Consider the following 19,495-nt stretch of genomic DNA (forward strand, 5'->3'; position numbering starts at 1 on the left):
AGATGGTCAATATTGTCAAGATACGCTATAAACAGGCCGGCAAGATATATTATTTTGACCCGGCCGGTTTTGAACTTTACCCGTATGACTGTGTAGTGGTGGAAACCAGCCGTGGCGAAGAACTGGGCTGGGTGGTTGCCTCTCCTTCACAGGTAGAGGAGAGCAGTCTGGAACAGCCGCTGAAGCCTGTTATCCGTTTGGCTACCGCTGAAGATATGGCCCGCGAACGCCAGCTGGAAGAGAAAAACCAGAGTGCAGTCGCGGAATGTGTGGAATTGGTAGACAGGCTGAATTTGCCCATGAAACTTATAAGGGCGGAATACAGTCTGGATGAAAACCACGTAACCATATATTTTTCCGCCGAAGACAGGGTGGATTTCCGTGAACTGGTCAGGGAAATTTCACGCAAGCTGAGAGTCAGGGTAGAGCTTCGGCAGATTGGCCCGCGGGATGAGGCTAAGATGGTGGGTGGTTACGGCAGGTGCGGACGTGAACTTTGTTGCTGCAGTTTCCTGAGTGAGTTTGACCCGGTGTCTATAAAAATGGCTAAAGAGCAAAATCTGCCGCTCAATCCCCAGAAGATTTCAGGTGTTTGCGGCAGGCTTCTTTGCTGCCTTGATTATGAATATGAAACCTACAAAGCCGCCAAGGCTAAGATGCCTAAGGACGGGCTGAAGGTAATCACCCCGGTAGGCAAAGGCGAAGTGGTTGGCGGTAACCCCTTGGAAGAAATGGTATTTGTACTGCTGGAAAGCGGGGCTAATGCCGAAGTGCCTTTGAAGGATATCCGCCCTGACAAAGAAGGCCGCCGCCCTGATGCCTCGCTACACCGCTAATTTGGGTTCGTCTTCAAGCCCAAGGTAAGGACGCCATTCATGGCGTATACTGCCGTTTGATCTGGGCAGTGAATAACCGTATCTGTACTGGGGTACTCCCGGAGCACTCATAAGCTTCATATGGGCTTGTTCGGGGGTGCGGCCGGCTTTATGGCGGTTGCAGTGCAGACAGGCGGTTACCACATTTTCCCAAACATGGGGTCCCCCCTGATGCTTGGGATTAACATGGTCTATAGTCAACTCAAGGTCTCTGCGTCCGCAGTACTGGCAAGTGTGTTTATCACGGCTGAATATTTCAGCCCGGTTTAGCTTGGGGCGGAGGGGCGGGTGTTTTATGAGGCAGGAGAGGCGTATAACTGATGGCAAGGCAAAACGGTCTTTTTCAGAGTGCCAGAAACCTGACCCGTTTTCCAACATTTCAGCTTTGCTCTGGTAAATAAGCAAAACAGCCCTCCGTACGTGGCATACGTTTAGTGGCTGATAGTCTTGGTTTAAGACCAGTACCTGATGGTTGTCCATCAAACACCGCTTTCCCTTGAAAGATTAAGTTTATTCTAAACAAAATCTCATAACTGGGCAAGTTTGTTCGCTTAGCGTTGGGGGCGGGTAGTCCTGTTCATACGGGATACCGGGCGCTGTTTTTGCTGGCCGGTGCTGTCACAGCGGAAATTAGGGGCGGTGATGTTAAACACCATGCTTATCTGTGGGTCAACGAAGCGTGAGCTTATGGCTATCTCTATCTCACTCAACTGACATCTGGTGGTAATCACCGTAGCCAGTCGGCGGTTATAACGGTAATTTATTACCTGATATAGTTTTTCCTGAGCCCAGGGAGTGCTTGATTGTTCGCCGAAATCATCCAGTACCAGCAGTTTGGCGTTTTTAACCGCATCAAACATCTGGTCGTAAGAGGTTTTACTCTCAGGGCTGAAGGTTGAACGCAGGTGGTCTAAAAATTCGGGTACGACCACAAACATAGCGGGTTTGCCTTGACGGTAACGTTCATTGACAATAGCTGATGCCAGATGGGTTTTACCGCAGCCGGTTTCACCTTGAAACACCAGCCAGCTTTCAGGGTTTCGGGAAAATTCCAGAGCCAGATTGTAAGCGGCATCTATATTTTGGCGTTGTTCCGCAGTCAAGTTTGCACGCTTGTGGTCATAATTTTCAAAGGTCATTTTCTTTTGAAGCGCCAGAGCATTATCCCAGCGGTATTCCAGGGTGTCTTCCGGGTTTGAGGCAACCGGATATATTCTGGATACAGATTTATCCAGCAGACGGCTCTGGATACGGGAATCAAGCTCGTTTATAGGTGTAGACAGGGTAATAATAGTGGGCAGTTCCTGACTGAAACGGTAAGTAAGCAACTGGTCAAGTTTTTCTTTTGACCAGTCCGAACCGCTCTGAACGGTAAGGTCGTCTATTATCAGCAGGGGTGCGTTTTTGAGGATATCAAAGCTCTGACTGTAACCGGACTCGCTGTCAGGCTCAAAAGATTTTTTCAGGTCATCTATCAGTTCAGATGCTCTTTTATAAAGAACCGGCTGCCCCATGGAAAGGCGTTTATTGGCAATAGCAGCTGCTAGATGGGTTTTGCCTGTACCGCTTGGTCCGGTGAAAACCAGCCAGCCGGAGGGGTTGAAAGCATAATCCATGGCGGCCTCGTAGGCTTGCTTAAATGTATTCTGACTGTGCGGGTCATCAGTTTTACCCAGCGAATTCAGTTTTTCAAAGGTGTATTTTTGCAGACCTCCCAGACAGCTATAGGTAAGCAGCCGTTTTTCCCTGTCCGCACCGGATTCGGACTGGGTGCACTGGCAGGGGATTACACGGCTAAAATCCGTTACCCCTTCGGCGGAAACAGGGTACACGAATTTTGCCCCTTTACATAACGGGCATGTGTTTGCCTCGGCCGCTTTGTCCGCCTTACCTTTGGACGAGGTGGTCGAAGAGCTGCCCTTTATATTTATCTGTTTCCCCAGTATGTCCTTTATGTGTTCCACTGCTTTTTCCCTGACTTGACCAATTTTCCAGTATTCGTTCTATATAACGCCAGTTGCGTTTATTCAAGCTGACCGCCTCTTTTATGGCTTCGGCAATCCATTCTTCGGGGTAGAGTTTTTCCGCCTCTTTCAGGTTATCTGCCAGCATGGGGGTCAGCATGCCTATATTCTGTTCGTAGAGTTTAAATATATTTGGCTGTTCGGCTTGGCCGCTTATTACTTCGGTTGAGGCTTCTTTTAAGCCGGGCAAAACCAGATTGCCGGTTTTTATCTTTTCCACCACTGCCGCTTCTGATTCGGCATTTATGAAATAAAGCTGGTGGTGGTGTTTGCCGCTTTTTACTTCCAGCCCCAGCAGGGTTCCCCGTTTTACGGCCATTTGGAGGGCTTTTTCTAGTGATTGCAGGCTTTCATCCCGCGTTTTGCCCAAGGCTTTTACCAGGGTTTCTTCGGCTGCCAGTTCAGCCAGTGTGGTGTATCTGGGGTAGCCTTTTTTTGCCTGAATAAGGCTGAATACCGTCAGGCTTACTTTCAGTTCGGCCATATCTTCTATCAGGGGAGCTACCCGGTGGATAAAAAAGCGGGATACGGGGGTAAACTCCTGTCTGGCGGGGAATAATGGCGCATTGCTCATAAGAAGCTAGGCTCCGTGCTTGACCCCAGATTTTCAAAGCGGGTCAAGTCATGCCGGAAGCGGCACTTTACAGTGCCGATAGGGCCGTTACGGTGTTTGGCTATGATAATATCCGCAATTTCGCGCGGGTATTCCTGGTCAGGGTGGAGGTTTGCCCATTCATCTTCTTTATAATAAAACTCGTCACGGTATATAAAGACCACTATATCCGCGTCCTGTTCAATAGAGCCTGATTCACGCAAATCTGAAAGCTGTGGTTGATGGGACGAGCGGAATTCCGGGGCGCGGGAAAGCTGGGATATAGCTATAACCGGCACGTTCAGTTCGCGGGCAATACCTTTCAGCGAACGGGAGATATAGCTTATTTCCTGTACCCGGTTTTCTTTGCCGCTGCCCTCACCCTGAATAAGCTGCAGGTAGTCCACAATAATAAGGTCTATATTTTGTTCATAGCGCAGCCGCAGGGCTTTACTCCGTATTTCGGCCACCCTTATCTGGGGTGAGTCATCTATAAAAATGGGCGCTTCAGAAAGTACGCCGATGGCATCCATTATTTTACGCTCTTCGTCAGGGCTGCTTTCATTCAGGCGGATGGAACGTGAATTTACCGCGGCTTCGTTGGAAAGCAAACGCTGCACCAGAGACTCACGGGACATTTCCAGACTGAATATGGCGGTGCAAGCCCTCTGTTCAACCGCCGCATTCCGGGCAATATTCAAAGCCAGCGAGGTTTTTCCCATGGAGGGGCGTCCCGCCATAATGATAAGGTCTGAACGCTGCAGCCCGCCTAAGAAGGTATCCATGCCGGTCAGCCCGGTAAGTACATGGGGTATGGCCTGGTAACCCTCGCTGCCGGGTATGGGCACAGGTTCAAAATATTTATCCAGAATATTTTTAATATGGGTAAAGCCCAGACTGGAGCGTTCATGGCGCAGGCGGAATAATAAATCTTCGGCTTTGCCCAGTGAATCCGATACGTCAGGGTCGGCCTTAAATCCCAGTTCGCTTATTTTTTGGCCTGCCTCAATTAGCTGGCGCATGACCGAAAGACGGTAAACTATGCGGGCATAGTGTTCAATATCCAGTGAGGTCGGCACTACCGTAACCACATGGCTCAGGTAAGCTGACCCGCCGCATCTTTCCAGCTTGCCCAGCCGTTCCAGTTCCTGGGCTACGGTAACCTGATTGATGGCTTCACTCCGCCCGTAAAGGGACATGCAGGCTTCAAAGATAAGGCGGTTGGGTTCGGTGAAGAAGTCCTGCGGCTTTAAGATGGGTATAATATCAAAAATAGCCTGCCCGTCTATCAGCAGAGAGCCGCTTACCGATTCCTCGGCATCTACATCATAAGGGGGCATTTTGGCATCAAGCAACTAAGTGTTCTCCTCAGCGGTGATTATCAGGTTTATTTTAGATGATAAATCTTTATTAAAACGGATAACTACTTCGTAGTTGCCCAGCTGACGGATAGGTTCGGCCATCTCCAGTTTGCGTTTGTCTATGGCTTTGCCGGTTTGTTTTTCAATCTCAGCGGCAATTACAGTGGTAGTTATTTGGCCGTAAAGTTTATCTTTTGCACCGGTCTTGGCCTTGATGCTTACATTAGTGCCGTCAAGCTCTTTGGCTAACTGCGCCATTTCAGCTTCGGCTTTAGCTTTGCGGCGGCCTTCAGCCGCCTGTTTGGCTGCTATTTCGCTGGTTACCGAGGCAGAAGCCGGCATAGCCAGTTTGTTGGGTATAAGATAGTTACGGGCATAGCCGTCATTTACTTCTTTTACATCCCCGGTTTTCCCTCTGCCGGGTACATCTTTCAGAAAAGCAACCTTCATGCCAACCCCTTTTTAATTTACTATTATACTGGAAAAGCGTACCGGTTTTGTACTCTTAAATAATATAATTTATCGGTCAAGATAGCGTTTGGCGGAAAGGGCGGCAACTGCCCCATCTCCGGCGGCGGATATAACCTGCCTGATTGAGCCGCTTCGGATATCCCCGGCACAGAGTATGCCGCTTACTGATGTTTCCATCTGGTCATTTACCAGTATACTGCCGTTTTTATCCATATCCACCACCCCCTTCAGGTAGGCGGTATTCGGCTGTAAGCCCACGGCTACAAAAAGCCCGTTTACCGGCAGGTCAGATGTTTTTTGGGTTTTAAGGTTATTTAATGAGAGTGACTGAATACTGTCTTTGCCGTTTATGGCAGTGATTACCGTATCCAGCACCATTTCAATATTGCCCTTGCTTTTTGCTTTATCTATTAATACCGCATCTGCCCGGAAACCCTGCCGGCGATGAATCAGGTAAACTTTTTTTGCAAACTCGGACAGGTGCAGGGCTTCGTAAATTGCCATGTTTCCCCCGCCTACTGCTGCAACAACCTTGTCATTGTAAAAAGGGGCATCACAGGTGGCACAGTAGGAAACACCCCGTCCTGAAAACTCCTCTTCACCGGGAACGCCCAGCTTATTGCGTTCGGTTCCGCCGCAGATAATAATACAACGCCCGCTTAGTTTGCCAGCTTCGGTGCTAATTTCAAAGCTGTCTTTGGCTTTATTAAGGGCAGTTACCTCTGCCGAAGTTATCTCCGTCCCGTATTTTTCGGCTTGTATTTGCATTTGTTGGGTCAGGTCAAAACCGGTGATACCCTCCGGGAAGCCGGGGTAGTTATCCACTTTTTCCGAACGGGTTATCTGCCCGCCAATAAATGCGCGTTCAATAACCAGTGTCTTAAGTTTTGCCCTGCCGGTATACAGAGCGGCAGTCAGCCCGGCCGGGCCTCCGCCTATAATTATTACGTCATACAGGGGTGTTGACATGGTTCTGGTCTCCTTCCGTAGCTGTTAGGGTGCGCAAGCGTACATCTTCGGCAATCAGCTTATCCACCCCTTTTTCGGCAGTGCGTTTAGCCAGACCGATAGCATTTTTGATAGCTCTGGCATGGCTTCGGCCGTGGGCAACTATAACTGTTCCTTTTACTCCCAGCAGGCAGGCACCGCCGCATTCTTCAAAATCCATGCCTTTTACCATAGAGCCCAAGCCTACGTCAGCCAGCAAAGCTCTGCCTCTCAGGTGGGCGGCACTGTCAATGGCATGGCCTACTTTCCGCAGCTTAAGCAGGGCATCCCCCAGCCCCTCCAACGTTTTGAGTACAACGTTTCCGGTAAAGCCGTCTGTTACAATCACATCCGCTTTATTAAGGGAGATATCATGCCCCTCTATATTGCCGATAAAATTCAGTTGGCTCTTTTTTAGCAGCTGGTGGGTTTCCAGTGTGAGCTTGGTACCCTTGGCTTCCTCTTCCCCGTTATTCAGCAGCCCAATTCGGGGTTTTTCAAGTCCCAGCACCTGCTTGGCATAAATATTGCCCAGGTGGGCGAATTCATCCAGATGGTTGGGGCGGCACTCGGCATTTGCACCGGCATCTATCAGCAGGGAAGGGATGTGGGGGCGGGTGGTAATAATGGCACCCAGTGCCGGGCGTTCAACCCCGTCTATTTTGCCCAGAATAAAAAAGGCGGCAGCCAGCACCGCACCGGTGTTACCGGCAGAGATGAAGGCATCTGCCTTGCCCTGTTTGACCAGGGAAGTGCCAATAACAATAGCTGACTTAGGTTTGCCCTTGATTGCTTCCACCGCATGTTCGTTAAAGGTAATGGTTTGGGGGCAATGGACTATTTCTATAGGGTATTTCTTCAGGTAGTGTCCCGCATGGACGTGAATAACCTCTTTTTTACCCAGCAGGATAAGACCAATTTTGTACTCCTGGGCAGCCTTAAGTGCACCTTTGATAATTTCCTTCGGGGCGTAGTCACCCCCGTCTACATCTACCGCTATTATCATCTATATCCTCTTTGAAAATTCATCTTAATAAAACCGGGACTATACTTTCTCCCGGAGAAAAGGGGTTTCAAACCCCCGAAAGTTGGTGGGCTTGGCTGGACTATTCGTCTCTCTTTCCTGACAAAGCAGCAAAGCCGCACCCAAAGCCCCGGTTATTTCCGGCCGGGGCGGGACTATCAGTGAAAAACCCAGTTCTTCTTCAAAGGCTTTTTTCATAGCCGGGTTCCGGGCAACCCCACCCTGAAAAACCACCGGCTGGCGGATTTCCTTGTGCAGCCCCAGGTCATTCAGATAATTTCTGACAAGAGCTTTACATAAACCGTAAACAATATCGGGACGGCTGCTGCCGGTTTGCTGAAAGTGAATCATATCTGATTCTACAAATACCGTGCAGCGTCCTTTAAGTTCAATAGGGTTTTGGCTGAAATGAGCCAGTTTCCCCATTTCCTCCAGTGAAAGGTTAAGCCTGCGGGATTGGTGCTCCAGAAAGCTGCCGGTGCCGGCGGCACAGACAGTATTCATGGCAAAATCAGATACAAACCCGTTTTCCAGCAGGATAAGTTTGCTGTCCTGCCCGCCAATCTCTATTACTGTTTTTACATCGGGTATCAGGTGGGCAGCCGCTTTGGCTTGTGAGCTGATTTCGTTTTTGACCATATCTGCACCCACTGCTTCGGCTACCAGCTCACGGGCACTGCCGGTTACGGCCACTCCCAATACGCTGGTATCTTCCGGCAAACGGTGTTGTAATTGTCTCAGCCCCGTCCGCAGTGTACTTAGCGGGTCTCCGGCTGTAGGCAGATATATCCAGTCTGCCAGTTCGGCAGACGGTGACAGGCATATTATTTTGGTAGATACGGAACCGCTGTCAATGCCCAGAAAAATGTTCATCTAAATAACCTGTGGCCGGAAGTGTCAGGCGGATGGCCGGGTAGATTTTTGAAATTCTGTTCGTACTTTATCCAGATTGGCTGGGTTGCCGAGTAAATCAGCTGCGGTCATAGCCATAGCCTTGGCGGCATCTAGAGCACCTTTAATACCCTTTGACGAACAGGCGGCAGAAGCAAATTCTTCGGTATGGCCGGAAACTTCTTTACGGGTGATGGAGTAATACCCATGCAGGCTGGGTACAATTTGACTGACGTTGCCCATGTCAGTACTTCCAAAATTCATCTCAGGGTCTTCGAGCAAAGTCTTGCGGCTCAGCATATCCATGTTTGTTACATATAAATTTGCCAGTGTTATGTTGTTATTCATGGGGGCATATATGGATTTATCAAAGCGGTATTCCAAACGGGCACCGGTAGCCTGAGCGGCAGATTTAAAGCAGTCCAGCACCCTATCCATCAGCTCTTTAAGGTAGGGCATAGTCTGGGAGCGTATCAGGAAAGTGCCGGCGGAATGTCCCGGTACGATATTAGCCGCTTTGCCCCCGTCGGTAATAATGCCGTGAATACGGGCACCCGGCTCTATGTGCTGGCGAAGTGAATTGAGGCTGGTATAGGCCAGCACTATGGCATCAAGTGCGTTTATGCCTTTATCAGGGTGAGCGGCGGCATGGGATTCTTTACCGAAATACTCTACATTCAGGGTAACACAGGCAAGTGCCTGAGTGGTGGCAATATCATCATTGCCGGGGTGGGCTATAAGCGCCGCATTCAGTTCTTTAAATATACCCTTTTCTACCATCTGTATTTTTCCGCCGCTAAGTTCTTCAGCCGGAGTGCCGATAAGACACACCGTTCCTCCGTAAAGTTTGGCGGCCATACGGGCGGCTATGACTGCACCTGCTGCCGAGGTGGCAATAAGGTTATGGCCGCAGGCATGACCCAGCTGGGGCAGGGCGTCATACTCAGCCAGAAAACCTACTACCGGTTTGCCCTGACCAAAGGTGGCTTTAAAGGCAGTCTTGAGGCCGCCTAAATTTTTTTCAATGCTGAAGTTGTGTCTGGACAGGTATTCGCACAACCATTCTACAGCTTTATATTCCTGATAGCCCAGCTCAGGGTTGGCATGCAGCTTAAGAGACAGCTCTTCCAAACTGCCCTTTTCAGTGTCAATCATTTTAATAACGGCACTTTTGATATTGGCAAGATTGTTATCTGACATTGGCCTGATTATATCCCAAACCAGCCCGAAATACCATTTACTTTCCTGTTTTGTGTGATCAACGGAAGGAGGAAATCCTTTCTGAAAGTCAGGCAAAGTAGTGTTATGGCTTCGGTATGGGTTTGGTCTTGGCTTGTTAAGCATTATGGTGTAAAATATTAGAACACATGTTTTGATTTGCCCTTACAAATAAATGAACAGGAGACCATACCTGTGGCTCAGGAATATATAAAGATAAAAGGTGCCCGCGAACACAACCTCAAAAATATAGATGTTCAGATTCCCCGTGACAAGCTGGTGGTTGTGACCGGGCTTTCGGGGTCAGGTAAGAGTTCACTGGCTTTTGATACCGTTTATGCCGAAGGTCAGCGCCGTTATATGGAGTCTCTTTCATCATACGCCCGCCAGTTTCTGGGCAGGATGGAAAAACCGGATGTAGACCATATAGAGGGGCTTTCTCCGGCTATAGCCATTGACCAGAAGGGCGTCAGCCACAACCCCCGTTCTACCGTGGGTACGGTAACTGAAATATATGATTATTTGCGTTTGTTGTTTGCCCGTACCGGTCACCCTCACTGCCCTGAGTGCGGCAAGGAGATTTCCGCCCAGAGCGTGGAACAGATAACAGATGCCGTTCAAACTCTTGCGGAGGGTACAAAAATACTTATTCTGGGGCCGCTGGTGCGGGGGCGCAAGGGCGAGTATGCCCAGATGTTTAAAGACCTGCGTAAGTCAGGTTACGCCAGAGTGAGGGTAGACGGGCAGATCAGGGATTTGTCTGAAGAAATAGAGCTGGATAAAAATAAAAAACATGATATAGAAGCCGTAGTAGACCGGTTGGTGGTTGGTCAGGCAGGTGGGCAGGGGCGGATTGCAGATTCGGTTGAAACTGCCCTGAAACTGGGCGGCGGGCTGGTAATAATATCTGTGGTAGACGGGCAGGATATGCTTTTTTCAGAAAAATTTTCCTGTGCTGACTGCGGGGTAAGTCTGGGTGAGATAGAACCCCGGACTTTCAGCTTTAATACCCCCCACGGTGCCTGTCCAACTTGTATGGGACTTGGTGCCAAGATGGAGCTTGACCCTGATTTAATCATACCGGACAAGAGCTTGTCTCTGGCTGACGGGGCTATCAGCCCATATCAAACTCAAAACTGGTATTTCGGGCAGGTGGAAGATTTAGCCCGCCGGGCGGGTTTTTCGGTTAATAAACCTGTCTCTACTTTTACTCCCGCCCAGATGCAGGTACTGCTTTATGGTGAGGGCGGTGATATTCATAAATACCGCAACCGTTACGGGCGGGTACGGGAATATACCAGCGGTTTTGAGGGGATTATACCCCGTCTGGATAGGCTTTATCGTGACAGCGAATCTCAGGGGGTAAGGGAAAGCATTGAAAAATACATGCTGGCCAGCCCGTGCCAGGCCTGCGGCGGTAAAAGGCTTCGCAAGGAAGCCTTGTCAGTAAAAATAGGCGAGCTTAATATTGCTGATGTTGCGGCCATGTCTGTAGATGAGCAGTTTAAGTGGGCAAATGAACTGGCTGGCAAGAATACCATATTTAACAAACGCGAACAGCTTATTGCCGCCCAGATACTCAAAGAGATACGTTCACGTTTGGGTTTTTTAAACAATGTAGGTTTGGAATACCTGACTGTAGACCGTATTGCCGGCACGCTTTCCGGCGGTGAAGCCCAGCGGATACGTCTGGCATCCCAGATAGGCTCAGGGCTGATGGGGGTGCTGTATGTTTGTGATGAACCTACTATAGGCTTGCATCCCGCAGATGATACCCGTCTGGTGGAAACCCTGCAAAAGCTGCGTGATTTGGGCAATACCATACTGGTAGTGGAGCATGATGAATCCGTGATGCGGGCAGCGGACTATATTATAGATATGGGGCCGGGGGCAGGTGAACACGGCGGGCGGGTAGTGGCTACCGGTAATATTACCGAAATAATGCAAAACCCGGCTTCGCTAACCGGTCAATATCTTTCGGGTGTTAAGGTCATTCCTGTTCCCGAAAAACGGCGGGACGGTAACGGACAGGAAATAGTAGTATTGGGTGCCCGCCAGAATAACCTGAAAAATATAGACGTACATATTCCGCTTGGCAAGCTGGTCTGTGTCAGCGGCGTATCTGGCAGCGGCAAATCCACACTGGTTACCGATATACTTTTTAAACATCTGGCGCAGGTATTTTACGGGGCAAAAGACCGGGCGGGCGGAGCGGATGCTATAACCGGCACGGAACATATTGATAAAATAATAGAGATTAACCAGTCACCCATCGGGCGGACACCCCGTTCAAATCCGGCCACCTATACCGGGGCATTTACCCATATAAGGGAACTGTTTGCCTCTGTGCCTGAAGCCAAAGTGAAAGGCTACGGACCGGGGCGGTTTTCATTTAACATAAAAGGCGGCCGCTGCGAGACCTGCGGTGGTGAGGGTTATATCCAGATAGAAATGCAGTTCCTGCCGGATGTGACTGTGCCCTGTGAGGTCTGTCACGGGGCGCGTTATAACCGTGAAGTGCTGGAGATAAAATTTAAAGACAAGACCATTGCCGATGTGCTGGATATGACGGTGGACAGGGCACTGGAATTTTTTGAAAATTTCCCCAAAATTAGTTCCAAGCTCCAAACATTGCAGGACGTGGGTTTGGGATATATCCGCATCGGCCAGCCGGCACCCACCTTATCCGGGGGTGAAGCCCAGCGCATCAAGCTGGCAACCGAGCTTTCCAAGCGGGCTACCGGGCGGACTTTATACATATTGGACGAACCTACCACCGGGCTTTCTTTTGAAGATGTGGCGGCGCTTTTGCGGGTGCTCCAGCGGCTGGTGGACAGCGGCAATACGGTGGTTGTGATTGAACACCAGCTGGACGTTATTAAAAATGCCGACTGGATTATAGACCTGGGGCCGGGTGCGGGCGTAAAAGGCGGGCAGATTGTGGCTGAGGGCATTCCTGAGGAGATTGCCTTAAACAAAGCTTCTGTGACAGGTAAATACCTAAGGCGGGTTTTGCCGAAAATTAAACCGGCTTAAGAAATTACGGTCTGCTGTCAGGCGGCAGTGGCAAATTTATGAAGACTAATCAGCGGAGAGATAAATATGGACAGGCAGCTTGCTTTAGCTGAAGTGGAAAAACGGATAGAAAATAAAAATCTGGTCAAACATATGCTGGCGGTTGAGGCCGTGATGAAAAGTTTGGCCGTATATTTCGGTGAAAACGAAGACGAATGGGCTATGGCAGGGCTTATACATGACATAGATCTGGGTGAAGTAAAAGACGATATGTCACTTCACAGTAAACGCAGTGCCGAGATTGCCGCGGTTTTAGGCGTAAATGACGCTATTTGCAGGGCTATTCTGGTGCACAATTCGGCTCATGGCATACTTCCTGAAAGCCGTATGGAAAAAGCTTTGTTCTGCGCTGACCCTATAACTGGGCTTATTACAGCCGCTGCGTTAGTCAGGCCGGATAAAAAGCTGGCCTGTGTGGAAGCTAAAAGTGTATCCAAACGCTTTAAGGAAAAGTCTTTTGCCGCCGGTGCAAACCGGGAACAGATAGCCGCCTGTTCCGTTTTGGGTTTGGAGCTGGATGAGTTTATCCGTATCTCTCTGGGTGCTATGCAAGCTGTTGCCTCTGATTTAGGGCTTTAAATATTTTCAGCAAACACTTTAACCCTTTGCATTTTGTCCCGCATACGTAATATAATTCTAACATAAGTACTTTATGCTAACGGACAGAAAGAGCAAGGGGAAACTTCTGATGATACTGCGTACCCGTATTAAGGAACTGCGGTCAAGATACAATCTTACTCAGGCTGAGCTGGCTGAGACAGTGGGTGTCAGCCGACAGACTATGCTTTACCTTGAAAAGGGTACTTACAATCCTTCGCTTATTCTGGCTCACAAAGTAGCCAAAGCCCTGCACGCAGATATAGATGACGTTTTTATCCTGCGGGATGTTTAGTTTAAGCGTATAGCTGAGCCTGACGGGGTTTTATCTATCTCAATGCGGGTGGGGAAAGAATCTTTCAGGTCATCTATATGGGTTATGACCAGTATCTTGTCAAACTCATCCTGAATAGAGTTTATAGCCTCTTTCAGGCGTTCAATACCGGTTGAGTCCTGTGTGCCGAAGCCTTCATCAATAATCAGCGTCCGCAAGGGTGCGCCCAGACGGTTTGCCAGCAGGCGTGACAGGGCAATCCTGACCGCAAAATCTATCCTGAAAGCCTCACCCCCGCTGAATGTTTCGTAGTTGCGGGTGCCCAGCTCATCCGAGATATTTATATCCAGCGTCTCGGTCTGGTCTCCCTTTTTGGTGGAACGCTGGGTTTCTATGCTCAGATGCATACGCCCGTCAGTCATCCGTGACAGCAGCAGGTCTGCCCCGCTTTCCAGTTCGGGCAGGGTGTCTTCAATGAGCATGGTCTGGATGCCGTCTTTCTTGCCGAAAGCTCTGGCCAGTTTACCAAAGTAGTATATTTCTTTGGCGGTTTGCTCTTTATCCTGCTCCTGTTTTTTCAGCTTTTTTTCAAGTTCATTCAACTGTTCTTCTTTCTGGCTGAGCGAACCAAGTTGTTGCCTCAAGGTATCCTGTGTTTGGCTGAGTAACTTGTATCCGGCTTCGGCGGTTTCCAGCTCCTGCTCCAGTGCGGGCAGTTCAGTCAGTTCTCTTTGCAGGGTTTGCTGTTCACTCAGTTTAGTATCATGGCGGGCGGTGAGTTCTGCCAGTGCCGAAGTCGTTTTTTCCAAGCTATCTCTTTCTATCGGCAGGCGGCTTTGTGCCTCGTCCAGTTTGCGTTTTTGTTCCTCAAAGTGGGTCAGGCCGGCCAAAGTTTGCTGGTTTTGGGTGTATTCGGCATTATCAAAATTCAGTTCCAGTATCTCTTTTTCAATTACTGCCAGCCTGGCTTGCTCGGAAACGGCATAACTGCGTTCGTTCAGCTGCTTCTCAATATCCGAAATCAGCTCTCTGCCTTTTGCCGCTTTGGTTCCGGCATCTTTGGCGTCTGCAATCCCTTTTTCCAGTACGCTCAGCTGTCCCTCATACTGCCTGCGTTTTTGGTTTAAGCGTTTGGTTTCAGTTTCAATTTGGGCAGTTAAAGTCTGGATATCCAGCCTCAGCTGCTCAAGCTTTAGTTTCAGGCTGCTTTGCTGTTTTCCCTTAGCATCTTGTTCTGTCCGGTATTTGCCGAATACCAGTTTGAGTTTGTCTTGCCCCAGCTCGGTTTCGCACAGGGGGCAGTTGCAGCGGCTTTCACTTGCTTCGATAAGCAGTTTTAGTTTTTCTTCCAGAGAGTTTATTTCTCTGGCTGTACCGGCATACTCGGTCTCTAGTCCGGCTAAACTTCCTTGCATCTCTGCCAGCTTGGTTTGCTTGATTTTTAAGACAGTCTCTTCATTTTCCAGTTCCAGGTGCATCAGGTCTGACTGTTTTTTTTCTTGTTCCAGCCTGCTCAGGGTTTGGGCGGTTTCCTGCCGCATTTTGAGATGTTCCTGATATTTAGTCAGGATGTTTTTCAGGCTGTTTTCCTCTTTATAAACGGCATCTTCAAAGGGTTTTTTGGAACTTTCCAACTGTCTTAGTTTCGCCAGTACGCGATTGTGTTTTTCATACAGACTTTGGCAGGCGGTGTATTCCTGAAAACCTTTAAGGATTTCATCCTTTCGGGCAGAGAGTGATTCAAACATGCTGATACGCTGTTTTATATCCTGTTGATTTTGTGCCCAAAGTGACTGGTCTTTTGATATGTCCCGCAGGTCTTTTTCTATCTGGAGGCAGGCACTTTGTTTGGCATCAAAGGCATGTTTTTTATGCCTGAGGATTTCCAGCTTGGCAATATGGGTTTTCAGTTTCTCCTCACCGTCTGTCAGGCTCAGGCGGGTATTTTTTAAAGCTTCTTCCAGTTCCGGTCTGGATTTCAGCCCTTCTTGGCCGTCTGCAATACTCTGCTCTATAAGCAGTTTTTTAGCCTCTGCCTCGCGTACGGCCTGTCTGGCCAGGTCTTCCAGCTGGTCATATATTTCTAACCCCAGTATATTAGAGAGTACTTCCTTGCGTTTGCCGGGGGGCTGCTGGGTAAACTGGTTGGCATGCCCTTGCCGCAGAAAAGCACTGTTTATAAAGGTGTCATAGTCCATATGCAGTATGGAAATTATCTTTTTCTCTGTTTGGGTCAGGGTATCCCCGGTGATATTCAGGGGTTTCCCATCCTTTATGGAAAACAAGCTTAAAAGGCTTTGCCCGTTTGCTCCGGTCTTTTTGGGGCGTTGGCGTTGGCGGATAACCTGATAAAGTTCACCCGAAATCTCAAAATCTAGGCTGACTTCAGTTTCCTGTTCGTTTAGAGACACTACATCATCATCACTTTTAGCCCGGCTTTTTCCCCAGAGTGCCCAGGTAATGGCATCTATCAGGGCGGATTTACCTGCCCCGTTTTGGCCGCAGATGCAGGCGGTATGCACCCCATTAAAAGAAAAAGGCGGAATTTCGCCGCGGTAGCACATAAAGTTTTTTATTCTGAGTTTGACAGGAATCATAATGCTCTCCAGTTTTACTGCCTATATTTTAGCATAAAAAGGGGAATATAAAGCTATTTTCATAGCTTAATGTGTATTAAAGTATTTGAGATATAGAGCTGCCAGCCAAACGGAATAAAAAACCCCTGCCGTTTGGGGCAGGGGTTGTCTTTAGTTATTAATAAGCAAGCTTATTATTCCAGGTAATCTTTCAGTTTGCGGCTGCGGCTGGGGTGGCGGAGTTTCCGCAGAGCCTTGGCTTCTATTTGGCGGATACGTTCACGTGTTACATTAAATTCTTTGCCCACTTCTTCCAGTGTACGGCTTCGGCCGTCTTCCAGACCAAAGCGGAGCTGAAGTACCCGGCGTTCACGTGGAGTCAGGCTGCCCAGTACTGTATCTATCTGCTCCTTTAGCAGCTGGCGCGAAGCGGCATCCGGCGGAGCCAGAGCGTTCTGGTCTTCAATAAAGTCTCCCAGATGACTATCTTCCTCTTCGCCTATAGGGGATTCCAGCGAAACCGGCAGCTGGGATACCTTGGCAATTTCACGTACCTTTTCAGGCGGCAAATCCATTTCAAGGGCTATCTCATCTGGGGTAGGTTCACGCCCCAGCTTCTGTGACAGCTGCCGGCTTATGGACAGCAGCTTGTTGATGGTTTCCACCATATGGACAGGTATGCGAATAGTCCTGGCCTGGTCTGCAATAGCCCGGGTAATTGCTTGACGTATCCACCATGTGGCGTAAGTGGAAAACTTGAAGCCGCGGTGGAAATCAAATTTTTCCACTGCCCGTATAAGGCCGATATTGCCTTCCTGTATTAGGTCAAGCAGGGGCATGCCTCTGCCGATGTGTTTTTTTGCTACGCTGACAACCAGGCGAAGGTTAGCCTGAATAAGGTGACGTTCAGCTCGTTTGGCATCTATCTCAAGGTTATCCAGATAATATTTCAGGCTGGCCTCATGCCGTTCCAAGTGACTTATAAAGGCAGGGTCGTTGGTATGGTCTGATATTTCCGGTATGGTCATTTTTTCAGGTATGGCATCCAGCACAACCTTGGGCAGAAGGGAGCTGTTTATAGCCAGATTGATAAATGCCTGCTCAATCTCCGCCATGCTCTTGCCGGTATTATCGGAGATATTTTTGGTAAGCTGCTGGTCAATCTCATGGTCAATAGCCGCCCTTAGCTTGGGGTTGTGGATAATAGTTTTCAGACTGGCAGAAGTATCCACCTTTAGTTCCTGCCCCAGTTGGAAAAGCACCTCGGTAGCTTGGGCAAGCTCTCTCAGCATGCACAGGAAAGATTCCGCAGCCGAGGGGTAGCGTCCGCGTTTTTCAAGGCACTCCTGACGGATTTCACGTATGCGTTTGCCTTCTTCCATTTTCTTAGCCAGGGTTTTTTCGTCTTCGGCGGAAAGCAAAGGTACCCTGCCGATTTCATGCAGATACATGCGTACCGGGTCATCTACGATACCCTGGGTATCAACCTGCTCAAGGGGTATTTCAAGGTCAATATTAAGCGGGCCGATTTCTTCATCTGTGTCCGGCATCATATCCGCTTCGGCCGCCAGTTCTTCTTCGGTTAGTTCGGCCGGTATGTCGGTATCGGCTATATCTTTGAGGTCAGGCTCTACCAGTTTGTCACTTTCTGCTTCGGCATCCTGTTCGTCATGGATATCAGCCAGCCCCTGTTCCACATCTTTATCATCATCGATATCGTCAGGGCTAAATTCCTTCTTATCTTTCTCAGCTGGCATTTATTGTCTCCTCTGTTTCTGGTTTCGTCTGTCTTTAAGGCTGAATACACTGCGCAATTCTTCGTTGACCTTTACACACTGGTCATTCAGCGCCTGGTATTCAGCTGTTTCCGGCTGGTTGATTTCACTCAAGGCTTGGTTCAGTTTTACCGCCAAGTTCCTGAGGTATCTTTCTCTCAGCCTCAGGCATAGGTCGCAAAACTTATCCTCTATATTATCATTTGCCGCATTTTTATTCATCAAGTTGTCATAATATTCCCGCAGGTTTTCATCAAGACCCGCCCGCAGGGTATCTTTTTCGGCAGATTGATTATAAACAGTCAGCAATTCCCGGTACTGGGGTATTTCAAGATATTCAGGGTGCAGTTTACCGGCAAAACGGGTAAGCTCTGCTGAGGTGAAAAGCAGACTAAGGGCATATTCCTCCAGAGCCGGGTTTTTGGCTGCTGAAACAGCTGTTGATGTGGTTTCTTTTTCTATAGCTTTGGTAATACGGGTTTCATTTTTCAGTTTTTTCATCCGTTCCAGTATACGGTTCTGGCTGGTGCTTACTATTTCAGCCAGCTTGCCCAGGTAGTGGGACTGGCGTACTCCGTCTTCCATTCTGGATATTATGGGCAGCAGGCGGTCGGTCAGCCCGGCTTTGCCTGCGGCGGAACTCAGGTCCAGACCTTTCTGGCTGTGTTTAAATATATAGTCCAGCAGGGGGCGGGCATTATCCAGTATCTCCTGCCAGGTCTGGGGTGCATGGCGGATAATTTCATCAGGGTCTTTGCCGCCTTCTGGTATGGCTACCCGTATTTCTGACTCTATCTGGTTCTCATAATCTATAGCCCTCAGGGTGGCTTCCTCACCGGCCGAATCCGCATCCAGTCCCAATACCAGATTTTTGGTCTGGCGTTTTATTAAAGCTATCTGGCGGTCAGTCAGGGCAGTGCCCATACAGGCCACCGTGTTGGTAAAACCGCCTTGGTGGGACATGATGGCATCCATATAGCCTTCCACTATAATGGCCTGATTCTTTTCCCGTATGCTGGCAGAAGCCAGATGCAAACCGTACAGCAGGCTGCTTTTATCAAAAAGGTCTGTCTGGGGGGAATTGCGGTATTTGGGCTGTGAGTTATCCATCACCCGCGCCCCGAAACCGGCTATCTGCCCTTTGTAGTTGGCAATGGGGTAAATAATATTATTGCGGAAGCGGTCATGAATCCGCCCCTCGTCAGAGCGGACTATTACACCAGCTTTCAGCAGTTCTTCATCTGTATAACTGCGTTCTTTAAGATAATCATAAAGCCCCTGCCATTCAGGCAGGGCGTATCCCAGTTGAAAGTCTGCCAGAGATTGGTCATTTAGCCCGCGTGATTTAAGGTAACTGCGGGCATTTTCGGCTTGGGGGCTGTTTAAAAGCAGGTTATGGTAATATTGGGCGGCTGCCAAATTTATTTCATACAGGCGCTCACGCTGGTCTCTGATTTGCGGGTTTATCTGGCTGGGCAAGCTTATGCCCGCTTTTTCAGCCAGCAGTTCCAGTGCCCCTTTAAAATCCAGCCCTTCTTTTTTCATTACGAAAGCAAAAATATCCCCGCCGGTATTGCAGGCTCCGAAACAGTGCCAGTTTTGGGCTTCGGGATAAACGAAGAAAGAGCCGTGTTTTTCGCTGTGAAAAGGGCAGATTCCGCGCATAGTGCGGCCTGCTTTGGTCAGTTTGGTATACTGGCCGATAAAGCTCACAATATCCAGTTTTTGCTTTATTTCTTCTACAGCGTCATTCAT

At 49.0% G+C, this 19,495-nt stretch carries 16 protein-coding genes; 4 read left to right on the forward strand and 12 right to left on the reverse strand.

The window, feature by feature from the left end; translation table 11 throughout:
• Window positions 1-2 precede the first annotated feature (2 nt).
• Window positions 3-836: a PSP1 domain-containing protein gene (locus ASJ33_RS02860; RefSeq protein ID WP_023652054.1), complete on the forward strand. Its 834-nt coding sequence runs from the start codon at window positions 3-5 to the stop codon at window positions 834-836.
• Here the strand turns inward: ASJ33_RS02860 and ASJ33_RS02865 are convergent.
• From ASJ33_RS02865 to ASJ33_RS02905, 9 genes are all read right to left on the reverse strand, one after another.
• Window positions 825-1,355, reverse strand: coding sequence for an HNH endonuclease (locus ASJ33_RS02865; protein WP_023652055.1), 531 nt, complete (start codon window positions 1,353-1,355; stop codon window positions 825-827). The genes ASJ33_RS02860 and ASJ33_RS02865 overlap by 12 nt on opposite strands.
• Before the next feature lie 71 nt (window positions 1,356-1,426).
• On the reverse strand, window positions 1,427-2,839 hold the full coding sequence (locus ASJ33_RS02870) for an ATP-binding protein (protein ID WP_041330717.1): 1,413 nt from the start codon (window positions 2,837-2,839) through the stop codon (window positions 1,427-1,429).
• The gene (locus ASJ33_RS02875; protein WP_041330718.1) at window positions 2,763-3,473 is read right to left on the reverse strand and encodes a DnaD domain-containing protein; all 711 of its coding nucleotides are present in this window, start codon (window positions 3,471-3,473) and stop codon (window positions 2,763-2,765) included. Before ASJ33_RS02875 ends, ASJ33_RS02870 begins: the two co-directional genes overlap by 77 nt.
• The gene (dnaB, locus tag ASJ33_RS02880) at window positions 3,470-4,846 is read right to left on the reverse strand and encodes a replicative DNA helicase (RefSeq protein WP_041330720.1); all 1,377 of its coding nucleotides are present in this window, start codon (window positions 4,844-4,846) and stop codon (window positions 3,470-3,472) included. The genes ASJ33_RS02875 and dnaB overlap by 4 nt, the downstream gene beginning before the upstream one ends.
• Window positions 4,847-5,302, reverse strand: a complete 456-nt coding sequence (gene rplI, locus ASJ33_RS02885; RefSeq protein ID WP_041330722.1) for a 50S ribosomal protein L9 — start codon at window positions 5,300-5,302, stop codon at window positions 4,847-4,849.
• A gap of 69 nt (window positions 5,303-5,371) precedes the next feature.
• Window positions 5,372-6,292 carry a thioredoxin-disulfide reductase gene (trxB, locus tag ASJ33_RS02890; RefSeq protein WP_041330724.1) on the reverse strand — a complete coding sequence of 307 codons (921 nt, stop codon included), beginning with the start codon at window positions 6,290-6,292 and terminating at the stop codon, window positions 5,372-5,374.
• Window positions 6,273-7,316, reverse strand: coding sequence for a phosphate acyltransferase PlsX (gene plsX / locus ASJ33_RS02895; protein ID WP_023652061.1), 1,044 nt, complete (start codon window positions 7,314-7,316; stop codon window positions 6,273-6,275). The genes trxB and plsX overlap by 20 nt, the downstream gene beginning before the upstream one ends.
• A gap of 39 nt (window positions 7,317-7,355) precedes the next feature.
• Complete coding sequence (locus tag ASJ33_RS02900) at window positions 7,356-8,207, reverse strand: acyl-CoA dehydratase activase (RefSeq protein ID WP_041330725.1); 852 nt, start codon at window positions 8,205-8,207, stop codon at window positions 7,356-7,358.
• 24 nt (window positions 8,208-8,231) lie between these two features.
• Window positions 8,232-9,425 (reverse strand): M20 family metallopeptidase, encoded by a 1,194-nt coding sequence (locus tag ASJ33_RS02905; RefSeq protein WP_041330726.1) that lies wholly within the window; start codon window positions 9,423-9,425, stop codon window positions 8,232-8,234.
• 213 nt (window positions 9,426-9,638) lie between these two features.
• On the opposite strand from ASJ33_RS02905, the gene uvrA reads away from it, so the two are divergent.
• The 3 genes from uvrA (at window position 9,639) to ASJ33_RS02920 (ending at window position 13,410) form a co-directional block, all read left to right on the forward strand.
• Window positions 9,639-12,479 carry an excinuclease ABC subunit UvrA gene (uvrA, locus tag ASJ33_RS02910; RefSeq protein ID WP_041330727.1) on the forward strand — a complete coding sequence of 947 codons (2,841 nt, stop codon included), beginning with the start codon at window positions 9,639-9,641 and terminating at the stop codon, window positions 12,477-12,479.
• Window positions 12,480-12,545: 66 nt separating this feature from the next.
• Complete coding sequence (locus ASJ33_RS02915) at window positions 12,546-13,097, forward strand: HD domain-containing protein (RefSeq protein WP_041330729.1); 552 nt, start codon at window positions 12,546-12,548, stop codon at window positions 13,095-13,097.
• Between the two features lie 109 nt (window positions 13,098-13,206).
• Window positions 13,207-13,410: a helix-turn-helix transcriptional regulator gene (locus tag ASJ33_RS02920; protein WP_012881809.1), complete on the forward strand. Its 204-nt coding sequence runs from the start codon at window positions 13,207-13,209 to the stop codon at window positions 13,408-13,410.
• Here ASJ33_RS02920 and ASJ33_RS02925 read toward each other — a convergent pair.
• The 3 genes from ASJ33_RS02925 to dnaG all read right to left on the reverse strand — a co-directional run bounded on the left by ASJ33_RS02925 (window position 13,407) and on the right by dnaG (window position 19,495).
• Complete coding sequence (locus ASJ33_RS02925) at window positions 13,407-15,986, reverse strand: AAA family ATPase (protein WP_023652066.1); 2,580 nt, start codon at window positions 15,984-15,986, stop codon at window positions 13,407-13,409. The genes ASJ33_RS02920 and ASJ33_RS02925 overlap by 4 nt on opposite strands.
• A gap of 173 nt (window positions 15,987-16,159) precedes the next feature.
• Window positions 16,160-17,722: an RNA polymerase sigma factor RpoD gene (rpoD, locus tag ASJ33_RS08620; RefSeq protein WP_012881811.1), complete on the reverse strand. Its 1,563-nt coding sequence runs from the start codon at window positions 17,720-17,722 to the stop codon at window positions 16,160-16,162.
• Window positions 17,723-19,495, reverse strand: coding sequence for a DNA primase (dnaG, locus tag ASJ33_RS02935; protein WP_023652067.1), 1,773 nt, complete (start codon window positions 19,493-19,495; stop codon window positions 17,723-17,725). It lies immediately after the preceding gene.

The sequence above is a fragment of the Dehalococcoides mccartyi genome (assembly GCF_001889305.1).
GTDB classification, from domain to species: Bacteria; Chloroflexota; Dehalococcoidia; order Dehalococcoidales; family Dehalococcoidaceae; genus Dehalococcoides; species Dehalococcoides mccartyi_A.

Bases quoted from the DNA above. Each gene is read 5' to 3' on its own strand.
- ASJ33_RS02860 (WP_023652054.1), top strand. From the start codon at position 3: ATGGTCAATATTGTCAAGATACGCTATAAACAGGCCGGCAAGATATAT.
- ASJ33_RS02865 (WP_023652055.1), bottom strand. From the start codon at position 1,355: ATGGACAACCATCAGGTACTGGTCTTAAACCAAGACTATCAGCCACTA.
- ASJ33_RS02875 (WP_041330718.1), bottom strand. From the start codon at position 3,473: ATGAGCAATGCGCCATTATTCCCCGCCAGACAGGAGTTTACCCCCGTA.
- rplI (WP_041330722.1), bottom strand. From the start codon at position 5,302: ATGAAGGTTGCTTTTCTGAAAGATGTACCCGGCAGAGGGAAAACCGGG.
- trxB (WP_041330724.1), bottom strand. From the start codon at position 6,292: ATGTCAACACCCCTGTATGACGTAATAATTATAGGCGGAGGCCCGGCC.
- plsX (WP_023652061.1), bottom strand. From the start codon at position 7,316: ATGATAATAGCGGTAGATGTAGACGGGGGTGACTACGCCCCGAAGGAA.
- ASJ33_RS02900 (WP_041330725.1), bottom strand. From the start codon at position 8,207: ATGAACATTTTTCTGGGCATTGACAGCGGTTCCGTATCTACCAAAATA.
- ASJ33_RS02905 (WP_041330726.1), bottom strand. From the start codon at position 9,425: ATGTCAGATAACAATCTTGCCAATATCAAAAGTGCCGTTATTAAAATG.
- ASJ33_RS02915 (WP_041330729.1), top strand. From the start codon at position 12,546: ATGGACAGGCAGCTTGCTTTAGCTGAAGTGGAAAAACGGATAGAAAAT.
- ASJ33_RS02920 (WP_012881809.1), top strand. From the start codon at position 13,207: ATGATACTGCGTACCCGTATTAAGGAACTGCGGTCAAGATACAATCTT.
- ASJ33_RS02925 (WP_023652066.1), bottom strand. From the start codon at position 15,986: ATGATTCCTGTCAAACTCAGAATAAAAAACTTTATGTGCTACCGCGGC.
- rpoD (WP_012881811.1), bottom strand. From the start codon at position 17,722: ATGCCAGCTGAGAAAGATAAGAAGGAATTTAGCCCTGACGATATCGAT.
- dnaG (WP_023652067.1), bottom strand. From the start codon at position 19,495: ATGAATGACGCTGTAGAAGAAATAAAGCAAAAACTGGATATTGTGAGC.